A 16,492-nucleotide genomic window follows, 5' to 3' on the forward strand; every position below is an offset into this window, starting at 1 on the left:
CTTAAGCTGTGTTATTTAATTAGGCTTTCTGCTTAAATTCAACAATATTCTGGATAAACTCATCAAACAAATATTCCGTATCAACCGGTCCGCTCGATGCTTCCGGATGAAATTGGGTTGAGAAGAAAGGCTTGGTTTTGTGCTTGATCCCTTCGTTGGTGTTGTCGTTTACATTAGTAAAAAGAACTTCCCAGTCAGCAGAAAGTGTTTTAGGGTCAATGACATACCCGTGATTTTGCGATGTAATAAAACAACGATCAGTACCATTTAGTAAAACCGGTTGATTGTGGCTGCGGTGTCCGAATTTTAATTTGTAGGTTTCAGCTCCTGCGGCACGAGCAAGAAGTTGATTTCCCAGACAAATTCCCATAATGGGCTTTTCGTCGTCCATCACCTTTTGTATGTTTTTAACTGTTTCGTCGCAGCGAGCAGGATCACCGGGTCCATTGGAAATGAATACACCATCGAATTCTTCATCTGACAGGTCGTAATCCCAAGGCACGCGAATGACGGTGGTATTTCGTTCGAGCAAACAGCGGATGATGTTGTTTTTCACACCGCAGTCGATCAACGCGACTTTGTATTCCCCGTTTCCGTATACTTCCTTCGTTTTTGTGCTGGCAACAGCAACCAGGTTTTCTTTATTCGGATCGTAAAAGTCAATCGGTTCGTCTTCGAACTCAATTTTTCCTAACATGGAGCCTTTTACACGTAAAATCTTCGTTAAAGCGCGTGTGTCAATACCGTAAAGTCCCGGAACCTTCGATTCTTTTAACCACTCGCCCAAGCTTTTCTCGGCATTCCAGTGACTATATTCTGAAGAGTAATCTGAAATGATTAATCCACTGATATGCACTTTGTGTGATTCATAGTGTGCATGGATTCCATCGTTTTGCATGTTCTTTGGAACGCCATAATTTCCAATCATCGGATAAGTAGAAACTAAAATCTGACCGGTATATGAAGGATCTGTTAAACTTTCAGGATAACCAGTCATGGCGGTGTAAAAAACCACTTCCCCTGCTATCGATTGATCGTATCCGAAAGATTTTCCTTCAAACCTGGTCCCATCCTCTAAAACCAAACTGACTTTCTTTGCCTGTGTCATTGTAATAATCGCTTATTGATTAAAAAAAATGCGTCTGACTACCAAAAGTAGGGCAAACGCATTGTGCTTATTTCGTTTATAAAATATCTATTCTTCTCCGTCATATTTTAATACTTCGAGAACGTTCATTTCGGTTAAATGTTTCCTCTTGAACAATTCGGGTACAAAAATAGAAATAATTCTGGAATTAGAATTTGTTTTTTATAAAAAATGCATATTTTTGCAAGAGTATTGAATATATATACAAAATGAAGAATCGCACGAAAAGGCAATTGGCTATAAAAAAAATCATTACAACCAATGAAATTAGTAGTCAGGAAGAGTTGCTTGGAAAATTAAAAGAAGAAGACTTTGATTTGACACAAGCCACTTTGTCGCGCGATTTAAAAATTTTGAAAGTGGCGAAAGTTTCACATTCCCAAAGGGGATATGTGTATGTTATTCCTGAAGGGGTGAGTGTGGAGCCACAACATGAAAATACACGGGTGAACTTTTTGGTGGATGGATTTCGGGATTTACGATTTTCCGGTAATTTGGCCGTTTTAAGAACTCGCCCCGGATATGCCAGTAGTTTGGCTGCCGTTTTAGATAATGCCGATCCGTATGAGATTATTGGAACCATTGCTGGAGATGACACGATTTTGTTGGTGATGAGAGAAGGAGTGACTTCAAGCGATTTAATTAATAGTTTGATACTGGTGATGCCAAAGCTGGAAGACAAGTTAGGATAGAGGATGGAAATTGACTAAATGAAAGACATTAAAAATATTATAGTTTCAGCAGCTAATGTTGCTCACTTACCATATGTTTCCCGGATTAATGATAGCATTGATCTGGCTTCGAAAGAGCGGGGAACCGGTATTGCTCGTCGGTCAGACGAATATATTACCAATAAGATTATGGAAGGTAAAGCAATTATTGCTTTAGAGGGAGAGTTGTTTGCCGGGTTTTGCTACATCGAGTCGTGGGGGCACAACCGATTTGTTGCCAACTCAGGGCTAATTGTGGTGAATGATTACCGTGGAATTGGATTGGCTAGGGAAATTAAAAAGAAGGCGTTTGAGTTATCGCGCACGAAATTTCCTGATGCGAAAATCTTTGGATTGACAACGGGGCTTGCTGTAATGAAGATTAACCATGAATTGGGTTATCGTCCGGTAACTTTCTCGGAGTTAACGACAGACGAGAGTTTCTGGAAAGGATGTCAGAGTTGTGTGAATTATGATATTTTAACCCGAACAGGTCGTTCAAAGTGTTTGTGTACAGGGATGTTGTTCGATCCGGCTTGGGAAAAGAAACCAAAGGAAGAAAAGGAGCAGAAAGAAGAGAAACCCAAGAGGAGTTCTCTAATGGAGATGATAGGCAAGTTAAAGCCAAAATCAAACGGCAAGGACTCTGGAGTTAGCATGTTTAAACGAATAAAACAAAATATTAGTGATGGCACTGTTTCGGCAGTCATTTCAGGATTAATTTTCTTTAAATGATAAACCCGAAGATTGTAAATAGTCGAGGGAAAATAAGGTTAGTAAAGTTGTAAGTTTTCAGTAGAAATGCTGATTTGGTGTCATCACTTTTTAAAACAATAAAATAAGATGAAAGAAAAAGTAGTATTAGCATACAGTGGCGGTTTGGATACTTCCTTTTGTGCGAAGTATTTGTCAGTAGAAAAAAACTTAGAAGTCTACACGGCAATTGCTAATACCGGTGGTTTTGGAACCGAAGAACTAAAAGATATTGAAAAGAAGGCTTATGAGTTAGGCTCAGCGAAGCACGTGACGCTGGATGTTACCGATACGTATTACAGCAAATGTATTCGCTACATGGTATATGGAAATGTGCTGCGTAACAATACCTATCCTATCTCTGTGAGCTCGGAGCGTGTTTTTCAAGCCATTGCCATTATTGAATATGCCAAAAAAATAGGAGCAAAATATGTGGCTCATGGTAGCACCGGAGCTGGAAACGATCAGGTTCGTTTTGACCTGACTTTTGAAGTATTGGCTCCCGATATTGAAATATTGACTCCAACACGTGATTTGCAACTAACACGCGAAGCCGAGATTAATTATCTGAAAGAACACGGTGTTGAAGCTGATTGGAGTAAGATGGCTTACTCGATTAATAAAGGACTGTGGGGAACAAGTATTGGTGGAAAAGAAACGCTGACTTCAGAGCAAACGCTGCCAGAAGATGCGTACCCGTCGCAATTAAAAGAAAAAGAGGAAAAAGAAATTACGCTTGATTTTGTTGAAGGTGAACTAAAGGGCGTTGACGGCAAAAAATATTACAATACTGTAGATGCCATTCGTGCGTTGGAGGCTATTGCCGGACCATACGCGATTGGTCGCGACATGCATATTGGTGACACGATTATCGGTATCAAAGGGCGCGTTGGCTTTGAGGCTGCGGCACCAATGTTGATCATTAAGGCACACCAAATGCTCGAAAAGCATACACTAACGAAATGGCAAATGTATTGGAAAGAACAGTTGTCCAATTGGTACGGTATGTTTTTACACGAGTCGCTTTACCTTGATCCGGTGATGCGCGACATCGAAAAATTTCTCGAAAATACACAGCAAACAGTAACCGGAAAGGTGATCATTAAGCTGAAACCATACCAATTTGTGTTAGTCGGTGTTGAATCAGAATACGATTTGATGAAATCAGACTTTGGCGAATATGGCGAAATGAACAAAGCCTGGACAAGTCAAGATGTAAAAGGCTTTACCAAGATATTAGGAACATCGCTGAAAATATACAACTCAGTGAATAAGAAATTTTAATTCGGAGTAGAACACATGATTCAAGTAGGAATAATAGGAGGAGCAGGATATACAGCTGGTGAGCTGATCCGAATTTTAGTGAACCATCCGGAAGCAGAAATCGCTTTTGTTCAAAGTAGCAGCAATGCAGGAAACCCAATCGAAGAAGTACATCGCGATTTGATCGGGGAGTCGACCTTAAGGTTTATTGCAGAACCTGACTTTGACAAAGCTGATGTTATCTTCCTGTGTATGGGACACGGAAAATCGAAAGAATTCATAGAAAATAATTCAATACCAGCATCAATTCGAATTATCGATTTGAGTCATGACTACCGGTTAAAGGCTGAAGGAAATGACTTTATTTATGGATTACCTGAAATCAACCGGGAGGCAATTCGTTCATCGAAACGAATTGCTAATCCCGGCTGTTTCGCAACGGGCATTCAGTTGGCCGTGTTGCCTCTGGCCTCTGCCGGATTATTGCAAAATGAAGTGCATGTGACTGCCATTACCGGATCAACCGGAGCCGGGCAAGCACCTAGCCGCACCTCACATTTCAGCTGGCGGAACAGTAATGTTTCGGTTTATAAAGCATTCCAGCATCAGCATTTGGGCGAAATTGGGCAAAGCTTTAAGCAGCTACAGGAATCGTTTGATTTTGATATCAATTTTGTCCCGGTTCGCGGAAATCATACAAGAGGTATTTTTGCTTCTGTTTACACTGATTATAAAGGAACAGTTGAAGAAGCTGTAACATTATACGAAGATTTTTATGCCGATCATCCGTTTGTATTTGTGACCCATGAGAATCCGGATGTGAAGCAAGTGGTTAACACCAACAAGGCCGTGCTTCATATTGAAAAACATGGTAGCAAATTGCTAATATTGAGTGTTACCGATAACTTGTTGAAAGGTGCATCCGGACAAGCTGTTCAGAATATGAACCTGATGTTTGGCCTCGATGAGAAAGCAGGATTGAGTTTAAAACCGGTTTCATTTTAAAATACGCTTAGCATGAATTTATTCGACGTATATCCATTATTTGACATTACTCCGGTGAAAGCCGAAGGGTGCTATGTATGGGACGATGCCGGCAACAAGTACCTCGATCTATATGGGGGACATGCGGTTATTTCTGTTGGGCATAGTCATCCGGTTTATGTTTCTAAAATTAGTAAGCAACTGGAGCAAATTGGTTTTTACAGCAATTCGGTAAAAATTCCACAACAAAAGCAGTTGGCCGACCAGCTGGGTGAGCTTTCAGGTTTCGACGATTATCAGCTGTTTTTGTGTAACTCGGGAGCTGAGGCAAATGAAAATGCACTGAAACTTGCTTCATTCGTAACTGAGCGTAAAAAAGTGATTAGCTTTAAAAAAGGCTTTCACGGACGTACTTCGGCGGTGGTTTCGGTAACCGATAATCCAAAGATTATTGCGCCGATTAATGAGAATGAAAATGCGGTGATTTTACCGCTAAACGATATTGAACAAGTTGAGCAACACTTAAAAGCGAAAGATGTAGCTGCTGTTATTGTGGAAGGAATCCAAGGAATTGGGGGTATTCATGTGCCCGACCCTGATTTTATTCAAAAATTGTCCGACCTTTGCACTCAATTCGGGTCTTTGCTTATTTTGGATGAAATTCAATCAGGCTATGGACGGAGCGGAAAGTTTTTTGCATTTCAATATACTGATGTCCAACCGGATATTATTACCATGGCTAAGGGAATGGGAAATGGATTTCCAATTGGGGGAGTGTTGATTAGCCCTGAATATAAACCCTGGTTTGGTATGTTAGGAACTACCTTTGGCGGCAATTATTTGGCTTGTGCTGCCGGCAGTGCTGTTTTAGAAATCATGAAACAGGAACAGTTGGTTGAAAACGCAGCGAAAGTTGGTGCCTTTCTGATTGAAAAATTGGCTCAATTTGAGGAAATTAAAGAAGTACGCGGAAAAGGCTTGATGATTGGGATGGAGTTTGAAGCAGAAATAAAGCCTATTCGCCAAAAATTACTGTTCGAAGAAAAAATATTTACGGGAGTTTCGGGAGCACATATTATTCGTTTACTTCCTCCGTTGAATTTAACAATGAAACAGGCGGATTACTTTTTAGAAAAATTTGCAAAAGTATTGAATGAATTAACTGTTCATTCAAACTAAAAGATACAAAAAATGAAAGTTGGAAAAGTTGCCATCATTGGAGCAGGAAATATGGGCGGTGCCATTGTTAACGGCTTATTGAAGTCGGGATACATTGAGGCATCATCAATTTCAATAACTGATCCTCGGGAGTCGGTTCTGGAAGGTTTTAAAGCCAAGGGCGTTAAAACGTATGTGGAGAATATAGAAGCAGTAAAAAACGCTGATATGGTTGTGCTTGCAGTAAAACCGTACCACATTGAAAAGGTGATTAACGGAATAAAGCCGGCACTAACCCTCGATAAATTACTTGTTTCTATTGCAGCGGGAGTGAGCCTGGCTGATTTGGAAGAACTTGTTGGCAAGGATTCGCAAATTTTTCGGGTAATGCCGAACACCGCAATCTCCTTACAGGAATCGATGACCTGTATTTCAGGAAATGGTAACACAAAAGAGAGTTTGGGAGCTGTAAAAGAATTGTTTGATCAGTTAGGACAAACGGTAGTGATAACAGAAGAACTAATGGCTGCGGCCACCGTGTTGGCTTCGTGTGGAACAGCCTTCGCTTTGCGTTATGTACGTGCAGCAATGCAAGGTGGTGTGGAGATGGGATTTGGTGCAGAGATGGCACAGTTTATTACGGCTCAAACCGTAAAAGGGGCTGTTCAGCTGATTATGAATACCGGTCATCATCCCGAACGCGAGATTGATAAAGTGACTACCCCACGGGGAGTGACCATTACCGGAATTAATGAAATGGAACACAAAGGATTTAGCTCTTCCGTTATCCAGGGGCTTATCGCATCGTTTAATAAAATTGATCGCGGATAGAACCGGATAGGAATGAGTTACAACTATAAAAAAATTACCATAAAGGTAGGTAGTAACGTTCTAACAAAGTCTGATGGAACATTGAATGTTGCCCGCATGGAGCATTTGGTAGACCAAATTGCAACCCTATATAAAAAGGGTGTTGAAGTGATTTTGGTGTCGTCGGGTGCGGTGGCAGCCGGACGCCGGGAGATAAAACTTACGAAGAAGCTGGACACTGTTTCTTCGAGGCAATTGTGGTCGGCTGTTGGTCAGGTGAAAATGATCAATTATTATGCTGAATTTTTCAATAAGCATGATATTACCTGTGCGCAGGTGCTGACCACAAAAGATAATTTTAGTGATCGGAATCATTACCTGAATATGAAAAACTGCTTCACCACCTTGCTTGATAATGGGGTGGTGCCGATTGTAAATGAAAATGATACCATTTCGGTTAGCGAGCTGATGTTTACCGATAATGATGAGTTGTCGGGCTTGATTGCTTCCATGCAAAACTCGGAAGCACTGATTATTCTTAGCAATATTGACGGGATTTATGATGGAGATCCGAATTCTACCGATTCTAAGATCATTGAAAAAATCGGTCTGAATGAGCGGGAGTGGATGAAAAATATTTCTACTCAAAAATCAGGATTTGGCAGGGGAGGCATGCTAACAAAAAGCTCAATAGCACGTAAAGCTGCTAAAGAGGGTATTGCTGTTCACATTGCCAATGGTTCGCGCGATTTTATTATTACTGATATCCTGAGCAAAGATAAAGAGGTGAAACATACCTATTTTGATCATGATGGTCGGAAGTCATCCAATGTGAAGAAGTGGATCGCCTATTCCGATAGCTTTGCCAAAGGTGAGTTGGTCATTAATCAGGGGGCTAAGGAAGCACTCTTCTCATCAAAGGCAACCAGCTTATTACCCATTGGTGTGATGGAAGTTAAAGGGATATTTAAGCGCGGCGACATTGTAAAAATTATTGATGAAAAAGGACAGCTGGTAGGCTGGGGAAAATCGCAATATTCAGCTGAAAAAGTAAAAGTTGAAGGCCAGTCTCCCCGACAAAAACCGGTGGTTCATTATGATTATTTATATTTAAGCGAAGAATAAAATATTAAAATACTGACTCAGAATCGTTATTTATACCCTTTTCTACATCAACCCCCTTTTTGTTGACTTCAACAAAATCAAAACATTCTGAGTCTGTCCCCTTCCTCCCCCAGGGAAGGGGACTTTTATCTAATAAACAAGAGAGAAACCATGAAGGTAAAAGAACAATTGGAATTGACTTTGAAAGCCAGCAGGAGCTTAGCCTTGCTGAGCGAAACAAAAATTAATGACCTGTTGCTTGACTTGGCTGATGCAGCGGTTGAACATACCGAAGCGATCCTGGTCGAAAACCAGAAGGATTTAGCCCGGATGGACCCTGCTGATCCGAAATTCGATCGCTTAAAGTTGACTTCGGAACGAATTGAAAGCATTGCGGCCGATATTCGAAATGTAGCTAATTTGCCAACTCCGTTAAATAAAGTGTTGAGCGAAACGACACGACCAAATGGCATGATCATTAAAAAGGTTACCGTGGCTTTTGGGGTGATTGGTATCATCTATGAAGCACGCCCAAACGTAACCTTCGATGTGTTTTCACTTTGCCTGAAATCGGGTAATGCCTGTGTGTTAAAAGGTGGAAGCGATGCCATTGATTCCAATACAGTAATCGTAAAAATTATTCATCAGGTACTGGAGAAGCACGGTGTTGATCAGGATATCCTGACCTTGCTGCCGGCTGACCGGGCAGCAACAGCCGAAATCCTGAACGCCCGGGGATATGTTGATTTAATTATACCACGTGGTTCTCAGGGGCTGATCAATTTTGTGCGCGAGAATGCAACCATTCCGGTAATTGAAACCGGAGCCGGAATTTGCCATACTTATTTTGATGAATATGGTGATGCCGTGAAAGGACAAGCGATTGTTGAGAATGCCAAAACACGCCGCCCAAGTGTTTGTAATGCGCTGGATTGTTTGGTGCTTCACGAAAAACGGTTGAGCGATTTAGCACAACTCTGCGCCGATCTTCCTAAGAGTGATGTTGTTATTCATGCCGATGAGCAGTCGTATGCGATGTTGGAAGGCAACTATCCGGCCAAGTTATTGAAGAAAGCAAACAAGGAGTCTTTTGGAACCGAGTTTTTGGGCTATGAAATGTCGGTAAAAACTGTTCCAACGTTTTTTGATGCTTTAGACCATATTGCAACCTATAGCTCAAAACATAGCGAAGCCATTATCTCGGAGAATGACGAACGACTGGATTTATTTCGTAAGATGGTGGATGCTTCTTCTGTTTATTGCAATGTCTCAACGGCATTTACCGATGGAGCCCAGTTTGGTTTGGGAGCTGAAATTGGAATTTCAACCCAAAAGCTGCATGCTCGCGGACCAATGGCTCTGGAAGAGCTAACCAGTTACAAGTACCTTATTGAAGGTGATGGTCAGGTTAGGCCTTAATAACATTGAGGCAGTTGAATAATAGAAACTGATCTGCAATGAAATAACCAGAAACTTAACACTTACAACTCGAAACCCATACAATATGAAGCACTTTACAACAGTACACGATTTAGACAATTTAGACGAAGCGATAAAACTGGCTCTGGAGCTAAAGAAAGATCCCTATCAATTTCAGGATTTGGGAAAGAATAAAACCCTCTTGTTGGTTTTCTTCAATTCGAGTTTAAGAACTCGGCTGAGTACACAAAAGGCGGGTTTAAACCTGGGAATGAATGTCATCGTGTTCGATATTAATGAAGGAGGTTGGAAACTGGAGACCGAGCTTGGTGTAATCATGGATAGCGATAAACCGGAACATATTCGGGAAGCCGTGCCGGTTATTGGAAAATATTGTGATATTATTGGAGTACGAGCTTTTGCCAAATTTGAGAATCGCGAAGATGATTATCAGGAAAAAATTATCCAGCAGTTTATCGATTATGCCGGAGTACCTGTCGTTAGTATGGAAGCAGCTACCCGTCACCCTTTGCAGTCGTTTGCTGACCACCTGACTATCGAAGAGCATAAAACCAAGGAACGTCCCAAAGTGGTGATGACCTGGGCTCCGCATCCACGTGCATTGCCACAGGCTGTACCCAACTCATTTGTTGAGTGGATGCGTGAAACAGACTATGAATTGGTCGTTACTCATCCCGAAGGTTATGAGCTGGCACCTGAATTTATGGGTGATTTAAAACCGGAGTACGACCAAATGAAAGCTTTTGAAGGTGCCGACTTTATTTATGCGAAAAGCTGGGCTTCTTATAACGATTATGGCAAAGTCCTTTCAACCGATCGTAGCTGGACCGTTTCGGACAAGCACATGGCGGTGACCAACAAAGCCAAGTTTATGCATTGCCTGCCTGTACGACGAAATATGATTGTAACTGATTCTGTTATCGATAGTGCCAATTCAATTGTTGTTCCCGAAGCCGAAAACCGGTTGTTCTCGGCACAGGCTGTTTTGAAGATGATGCTGGATCAGCTAAAGTAGTTCCCCAATAGATCGTCTTCCTGAACTTGTCTCAGGATTTCTTTGCTAAAGAGGCTGAAGCAGTTCAGCATGAAAAAAAGTATAAAAAGATGGAAAAACTTACGATAGTTAAAGTTGGAGGTAAGGTTGTTGAGGAGAAGGAATCGCTTCAAGAATTGCTGGATCATTTTTCGAAGCTCGAAGGGCTGAAAGTACTGGTGCATGGCGGAGGTCGATCGGCAACAGCTATGGCACAACGCATGGGCATTGAAACCAACATGGTGGATGGCCGTCGCATTACCGATAGCAACATGCTTGAAGTGGTAACCATGGTGTATGGTGGGTTGGTCAATAAAAATATTGTGGCTCAATTGCAGGCTAACGGAATTAACGCTATTGGCTTAACGGGCACGGATCTGAATTATATGCAAGCGGTAAAACGGCCTGTAAAAGATATTGATTACGGTTTTGTGGGTGATGTGGTTTCGGTGCATGTTGATGAGCTGAAACTGCTGGTTGAAAAGAAGGTGGTACCGGTTTTGGCACCGTTGACTCACGATAAAAAAGGTCAGCTATTAAACACCAATGCCGACACCATTGCAGCAGAAGCAGCAATCGGATTTAGTCCGTATTTTGATGTGGAATTGGTTTTTTGCTTCGAAAAACCGGGTGTGTTGGAAGATGCCGAGAATGATAATTCGGTCATTAAATCGCTGACTCATTCCGGATTTAAAGCTCTTCAGGTTTCCGGAGCCATTCATGCGGGAATGATTCCTAAGTTGGATAACAGCTTCAATGCGATTCAGAAAGGGGTAAGCCAAATTCGGATTACCAATATTGAAGGGCTGGAGAAAGGTGGAACAACCCTTGTTGCAGATTAAGAAAAATAAAAAACATCAATAAGCAAAGAGCGCCGGCCTAAAATGATTAGGTCGGCGCTCTTTGGTTTCGTGAAAAAACAATTGGATTAATCTTGTTTGCCGGAATTGTTTTTGCGGGTCGAATCAATGATCTGTCGAGCCTGTGCCAGTGTGTTACTGCCATATTGCTTCAGATTCATCCTTTTTAAAATTTCTTCGTTCGACGATTTCGCAAAATTCAGTGGAACTTTGGGTTTATCATCTGAAGGTTTCAGAGCCACATATGTTGGTGCTTTTTTAAAACCAATAAATTCAATATACCCCTTGTGAACTAATTTGTTAAGCGCTTCTTCCGCTTTTGGAGAAATTAGTTTTATTTCTACTTTATTGTTTCGTGTTTTCATTGTTTTATTTACCTCTCTTTTTTAGGTATCGAATATGTTTGTGAATTTAAGCTTTTATTTTCTCATTAAAAACGGCCTGACTCATTTTTATGTGCTCAATTTTCAAGCGTTTATAAGCACTCGAGCTATGAATGCAAGCTCATTTTACCATTCTTCAATGGAATTTAGCTTAAACGCTGATAGAATACCCTGTGGTTCTGTGATGGAGATAAGCAGTTTTAAGATTTTTCTTTATGATCGCGTGAGTTGAAAGCCTGTTGTTGACAGCTCCAGATCAACAAAGCGGGCGTTTAGGTTTGGTGGATTTTCACTCAGGCGCTTTTTTATTTTAAGAGCTGCCTGCGGATCTTTTGCTAAAATAAACAGATAGCCGCCACCGCCAGCTCCGGGTAGCTTATAAGCAGCTGTCAGGTCTTCAATTAAATGAATGAGTTGTTGTATTGCCGGCGGGTTGGTACCATGGTCAATTCGTTGTTTTTGTTGCCAGGTTTTAGCAATGCAAGCTGCCAGTTCGTTGTAGTCATTTTTTTGAAGGGTGTTGAACGTGTGCACAGCATGTTGTTTCATATCTTCCAGAATATCCAGATGTTGTGTTCCATTTAAAAACATGCCACGAACGATTTCTGCCAGTATGTTTTTCGCAGTCCGGGTGATGCCTGTATAATAAAGAAGCATGCAGGAATGAAATTCCGGCTTGGTAAACAGGTAATCGGGTGCCCATCTTACGGCAGGCTCCTGGTTAAATCCGGCGTTTGTTTCCAGGAGTTTGACGCCCGGCAAAATGGCTCCAAACTGATCTTGCCAACCACCCCCAGTGGTTAATAGTTGCTCCAATATGAGTGTGTTCATACTGATTTGGGTATGGCTCCAGTTCAATCCGCAGAAATCAGATAAAGTGCCCAGTACGGTGGCCGCCAGTGCCGAGCTGGTTCCTAATCCGGATCCTTTGGGAATAGCTGCCAGCATTGTGATTTCAAGCCCACTGCCGAATGCTTTGAGTTGCTCCTCCAGCGATTTGAAATGCTGAGGCGTAAAGTCGGGGTGAAAGCCGGCCAGACAAAGTGCTGCTTTGGGGATTGAGAAAGCTGAACCAATTTGGTTATAGTTGTCCAGTTCATTGTAAGTGGTAATGGACTCCCGCTTGCCAAGGTCAATGGACCGAATGACTATTTGGTATTCGTCTGTCGGGCGGATATAGCATTGCAAAGGAGGCTGCCCATTCAGGTTGATCGCCATATTGACTACTTTCCCACCCTGAAATAAACAGTAGGGGGGTGTATCGGTCCAGCCACCGGCCAGATCAATTCGGGCAGGGCTTCTTCCCCATACAATCTGATCATGATGGATGTTAAGTTGGGGAATGGTTGTTTGTCGACTCACCGCCTCCAGAATGGTTTCACGAAGAATGCTAAAAGCTTCTTCTTCGGTATGACTAAAGTCCTGCCCCCGGTATTGCAATACTCTTGCCTGGAACATTTTCTCAGCCAAACGGGATTGAGGATCTACCAGCTGGTTATCCAACGGTTGAACTGCTAATTCTTGTTCTGCAAATTCCTTCGCTGCCTGATCCAGGTTGAGTTGAAAGAAGACACTGTGCTTAAAGTTATTGCGGATGCCCGGCCAGTTTTTTAACCGGAATGATTTTCGCTGTTCCAAAAGTCGCGAAAGATTAGCTTTCTCAGATAGTTGGTTGGCTGAAAGTCTTTTTTTGTTAGCCCAGAGTGTGGTGAAAGTTTCATTTGTACTTGAATCAAGCAACCAGTTGATCCATGATGAGCTTAGTTCTTCTTTTGTACAAATCGGGAAAATCGGAGAATCCTGAATGTCGGTATCCGGATCCAGTGCTGTTGACTCAAAGCTCAATCCTCGTTCTTGCAACCAGTGTTTAAATGGCTTTTCCAGCCAGCTGGTTGAATCATTTCCAAGAGCACCTTTAAACTGGTCGTTGATGTGATAAGGACGAACACAGTATTCGGTTTTACCCACCGGAACAATATCAAGGCAAACCCCTGAAGGTAAATTCAGGTTCCAGTCGTTCTCCGGAATCCCGGTTACAATATGGTTGCTGGAGAGCTGCCACCCTTGACTGATATGGCTGTTTTCAATCCACAGATTCTCCATCTGTCCACTTAAGTGGATTTCCGAATGAGCATTTTGGATAAACATGCTGGGATGTGGCTTCCGGTCTTTATGCAGTATTGAGCGAGGATCAATTACCCGGTTTTGAATTGCCAATGTAGATGATATCAGCTCTTTGCTGGTCCCATAATGATAAAATTCACCACCCTCGAGTGGTATAATCGCTACGCTGAGTTTGCTAATTTCATCATCCTCCAGTGTTGGGGTTTCACCCATTGCCAGTCCAAACTCCGAGTACAGATCGTAGAATGGGGGCGTGCTGGGTGACTGTCCATTTTTGTAGCCCGATTTTTTCATCAACAGTTCAACAGCGCGGTCACTCAACAGCCAAATGCCAATGTCCATCAAAAAGAGGTGGCTTTGCCCCAGTTCCTGCAATTCGTGAACCGATGGCTTTTGCAACATCGAGCTTAAACGTTCCGGATTATTTTTGGGGCATACAAATACGCCATGCCTCGATGCCAACTCGGGGCGCGACCATAGGCCATAACAAATCACATCGGCTTCAGGCAGCGGGGCTAGGGGCTGGTTATTTAAAATCAGTACATCGCCGCTGGCAATAAGTGTGTTGACTTTTGCCGGAGCTGATTGGATAATCTTTTCGTAAAGGGGTGATTGCAGGTCAAGCAGGGTTTGATCGAGCTTTTGTCCACGGCTCCAGCGAAACACCGGAATAGGCGCTAACAACTTGCCCGATGGCGCATAAGATGGTAGTCGTCTACTTTGTCCTCCAGCGTGAATTAAGATTCTTTTTTCACCACCTAACCATTCTTCAAAAGATTGATCTGTAGCCTGATTCTGCCAGCATTGTGATAACAGCCATGAGGTCCCACCGCCTGATCCAACCCGGTTCTCAATAGGGTCGGAGGTGCAATAAAAATCGGTTGTGTTGTGTTGGGTGATGGTATGAAAGGTTGTTGCCAGGTTGGGCGGCAATGACAGCAGGTGCTTGATCGCTTTTTTCATAGTTATTTTATGTCTGTAAGATTGTGCTCTGGTTTTTGATAAAGATAATAACCGTAGATATAGAATAAATGTTTTTGAAATGGAATTGTAAATCCGACCTTCTTTTTTTATCCCTAATTCCAATAGAAGGCTGGTCATCCTGAACTTGTTTCAGGATCTTTCAGCGGGTTACGATATCTTGACTCTTGGTTCTAATATCTAATATCTTGTTCTTTTTGCTTATGTTGGGGCGTTGCCCCAAACCCCAACTACTTTTTTGTCTTGATACCAAAAAGTATTCAAAAAAGATCAAGTCAAAGTTATCCTTCCAAGCGCGTCAGGATTTTTTCTTTCCGGTGCACTACCCCGGATACCCGCCAAAAATCCTTCCCTCCTTCGCTGGCCCGGGCTACTTTGACAGGCCATCGCCTTTTCACCTTTCGGCGAAGTTGGGGACTTAACTGTCCCATTTGAATGCACCTCATCCTGAACTTGTTTCAGGATCTTTCAGCGGGTTACGATATCTTGACTCTTGGTTCTAATATCTAATATCTTGTTCTCTTTGCTTATGTTGGGTCGTTGCCCCAAACCCCAAATACTTTTTTGTCTTGATACCAAAAAGTATTCAAAAAAGATCAAGTCAAAGTTATCCTTCCTCGCGCGTCAGGATTTTTTCTTTCCGGCGCACTGCCCGGGATACCCGCCAAAAGTCCTTCCCTCCTTCGCTGGCCCTGGCTACTTTGACAGGCCATCGCCTTTTCACCTGTCGGTGAAGTTGGGGACTTAACTGTCCCATTTGAATGCACCTCATCCTGAACTTGTTTCAGGATCTTTCAGCGGGTTACGATATCTTGACTCTTGGTTCTAATATCTAATATCTTGTTCTTTTTGCTTATGTTGGGGCGTTGCCCCAAACCCCAAATACTTTTTTTGTCTTGATACCAAAAAGTATTCAAAAAAGATCAAGTCAAAGTTGTCTTTCCAGACGGGACCTGATTTTTGTCTTGACACAAAAACCAGGAAAAAAAGTCAAGGCTGACGATGCTTTTGAAAGAAACGAACATGAAATTTAATCTGCGATATTTCACAAACAAGCATGATTAAATTTCATCGGGAGTTCCATACGTTACCATTGAAAATAAAAAATATAAACGGATGAAAACCGGCGGGTCAGTCACTTCCCGAAAACCAAACTCCTCCTTGCAGTCGTCATTTGTTTGTTTACTTCCGTGAGTTAGTAAGCTCGTGCCATTGTTCTTATTGCTTATGTTGGGGCGTTGCCCCAAACCCCATTTCATTTCTTTTCCGATGAATCGAGAGATCCATATAATGCCATTAAAATAAACAATAGAATTATATGAAAAGAAATGAAACAAAGAAAAATCAAGTCAAACCGAACCCTCGGCCGGGCGTTTTGACGGCCTTTGCGCTTTTCGCCTTGCGGCGAAGTGGGGGATTTGGCGTCGATCTGAAAAATCCGATCGGCTGAAAATCCGAATATCTAAAAATCTTGGTTCTACTATCTACTATCTAAAATCTTGTTCTCTTTGCCCCAAACCCCAAATACTTTTTTGTCTTGATACCAAAAAGTATTCAAAAAAGATCAAGTCAAAGTTATCCTTCCTCGCGCGTCAGGATTTTTTCTTTCCGGCGCACTGCCCGGGATACCCGCCAAAAGTCCTTCCCTCCTTCGCTGGCCCTGGCTACTTTGACAGGCCATCGCCTTTTCACCTGTCGGTGAAGTTGGGGACTTAACTGTCCCATTTGAATGCACCTCATCC

Annotated in this window: 18 protein-coding genes; 11 read left to right on the forward strand and 7 right to left on the reverse strand. The window is 42.2% G+C overall.

Annotation, left to right across the window (positions count from 1 at the left end):
• Positions 1 to 19: 19 nt before the first annotated feature.
• Positions 20 to 1,108 (reverse strand): glutamine-hydrolyzing carbamoyl-phosphate synthase small subunit, encoded by a 1,089-nt coding sequence (gene carA / locus GR929_RS06415; RefSeq protein WP_159518113.1) that lies wholly within the window; start codon positions 1,106 to 1,108, stop codon positions 20 to 22.
• A gap of 248 nt (positions 1,109 to 1,356) precedes the next feature.
• On the opposite strand from carA, the gene argR reads away from it, so the two are divergent.
• From argR to argB, 10 genes are all read left to right on the forward strand, one after another.
• Entirely contained in the window at positions 1,357 to 1,839 is a 483-nt protein-coding gene (gene argR / locus GR929_RS06420) for an arginine repressor (RefSeq protein ID WP_159518114.1), read from the forward strand.
• A gap of 18 nt (positions 1,840 to 1,857) precedes the next feature.
• Positions 1,858 to 2,592, forward strand: coding sequence for a GNAT family N-acetyltransferase (locus GR929_RS06425; protein WP_235934111.1), 735 nt, complete (start codon positions 1,858 to 1,860; stop codon positions 2,590 to 2,592).
• Between the two features lie 108 nt (positions 2,593 to 2,700).
• Positions 2,701 to 3,894 carry an argininosuccinate synthase gene (locus GR929_RS06430; RefSeq protein WP_159518115.1) on the forward strand — a complete coding sequence of 398 codons (1,194 nt, stop codon included), beginning with the start codon at positions 2,701 to 2,703 and terminating at the stop codon, positions 3,892 to 3,894.
• Between the two features lie 15 nt (positions 3,895 to 3,909).
• Positions 3,910 to 4,878: an N-acetyl-gamma-glutamyl-phosphate reductase gene (gene argC, locus GR929_RS06435; protein ID WP_159518116.1), complete on the forward strand. Its 969-nt coding sequence runs from the start codon at positions 3,910 to 3,912 to the stop codon at positions 4,876 to 4,878.
• A gap of 12 nt (positions 4,879 to 4,890) precedes the next feature.
• Positions 4,891 to 6,036 (forward strand): aspartate aminotransferase family protein, encoded by a 1,146-nt coding sequence (locus GR929_RS06440; protein ID WP_159518117.1) that lies wholly within the window; start codon positions 4,891 to 4,893, stop codon positions 6,034 to 6,036.
• 12 nt (positions 6,037 to 6,048) lie between these two features.
• Positions 6,049 to 6,846 carry a pyrroline-5-carboxylate reductase gene (proC, locus tag GR929_RS06445; RefSeq protein WP_159518118.1) on the forward strand — a complete coding sequence of 266 codons (798 nt, stop codon included), beginning with the start codon at positions 6,049 to 6,051 and terminating at the stop codon, positions 6,844 to 6,846.
• A gap of 12 nt (positions 6,847 to 6,858) precedes the next feature.
• Positions 6,859 to 7,950, forward strand: a complete 1,092-nt coding sequence (proB, locus tag GR929_RS06450; protein WP_159518119.1) for a glutamate 5-kinase — start codon at positions 6,859 to 6,861, stop codon at positions 7,948 to 7,950.
• Positions 7,951 to 8,100: 150 nt separating this feature from the next.
• On the forward strand, positions 8,101 to 9,348 hold the full coding sequence (locus GR929_RS06455; RefSeq protein WP_159518120.1) for a glutamate-5-semialdehyde dehydrogenase: 1,248 nt from the start codon (positions 8,101 to 8,103) through the stop codon (positions 9,346 to 9,348).
• 85 nt (positions 9,349 to 9,433) lie between these two features.
• On the forward strand, positions 9,434 to 10,384 hold the full coding sequence (locus GR929_RS06460) for an N-acetylornithine carbamoyltransferase (protein WP_159518121.1): 951 nt from the start codon (positions 9,434 to 9,436) through the stop codon (positions 10,382 to 10,384).
• A gap of 89 nt (positions 10,385 to 10,473) precedes the next feature.
• Positions 10,474 to 11,244, forward strand: a complete 771-nt coding sequence (gene argB / locus GR929_RS06465; RefSeq protein WP_159518122.1) for an acetylglutamate kinase — start codon at positions 10,474 to 10,476, stop codon at positions 11,242 to 11,244.
• 86 nt (positions 11,245 to 11,330) lie between these two features.
• Here the strand turns inward: argB and GR929_RS06470 are convergent, their stop codons facing one another.
• From GR929_RS06470 to GR929_RS06490, 5 genes are all read right to left on the reverse strand, one after another.
• Positions 11,331 to 11,627 (reverse strand): hypothetical protein, encoded by a 297-nt coding sequence (locus tag GR929_RS06470; RefSeq protein ID WP_159518123.1) that lies wholly within the window; start codon positions 11,625 to 11,627, stop codon positions 11,331 to 11,333.
• Between the two features lie 231 nt (positions 11,628 to 11,858).
• Positions 11,859 to 14,870: a bifunctional fucokinase/fucose-1-phosphate guanylyltransferase gene (locus tag GR929_RS06475; RefSeq protein ID WP_159518124.1), complete on the reverse strand. Its 3,012-nt coding sequence runs from the start codon at positions 14,868 to 14,870 to the stop codon at positions 11,859 to 11,861.
• A gap of 161 nt (positions 14,871 to 15,031) precedes the next feature.
• Positions 15,032 to 15,196 (reverse strand): hypothetical protein, encoded by a 165-nt coding sequence (locus GR929_RS06480; protein ID WP_159518125.1) that lies wholly within the window; start codon positions 15,194 to 15,196, stop codon positions 15,032 to 15,034.
• A 161-nt stretch (positions 15,197 to 15,357) separates the two neighbouring features.
• Positions 15,358 to 15,522 carry a hypothetical protein gene (locus GR929_RS06485; protein ID WP_159518126.1) on the reverse strand — a complete coding sequence of 55 codons (165 nt, stop codon included), beginning with the start codon at positions 15,520 to 15,522 and terminating at the stop codon, positions 15,358 to 15,360.
• 289 nt (positions 15,523 to 15,811) lie between these two features.
• A complete protein-coding gene (locus GR929_RS06490; protein WP_159518127.1) occupies positions 15,812 to 16,009 on the reverse strand; it encodes a hypothetical protein in 198 nt (65 codons plus the stop codon).
• Positions 16,010 to 16,068: 59 nt separating this feature from the next.
• Here GR929_RS06490 and GR929_RS21980 point away from each other — a divergent pair, with 59 nt between their 5' ends.
• Entirely contained in the window at positions 16,069 to 16,200 is a 132-nt protein-coding gene (locus GR929_RS21980) for a hypothetical protein (protein ID WP_262886038.1), read from the forward strand.
• A 125-nt stretch (positions 16,201 to 16,325) separates the two neighbouring features.
• Here GR929_RS21980 and GR929_RS06495 read toward each other — a convergent pair whose 3' ends face one another.
• Positions 16,326 to 16,490, reverse strand: a complete 165-nt coding sequence (locus tag GR929_RS06495; RefSeq protein WP_159518126.1) for a hypothetical protein — start codon at positions 16,488 to 16,490, stop codon at positions 16,326 to 16,328.
• Between the last annotated feature and the right edge of the window lie 2 nt (positions 16,491 to 16,492).

It is taken from the genome of Sunxiuqinia indica (assembly GCF_009847015.1).
Lineage (GTDB): Bacteria > Bacteroidota > Bacteroidia > Bacteroidales > Prolixibacteraceae > Sunxiuqinia > Sunxiuqinia indica.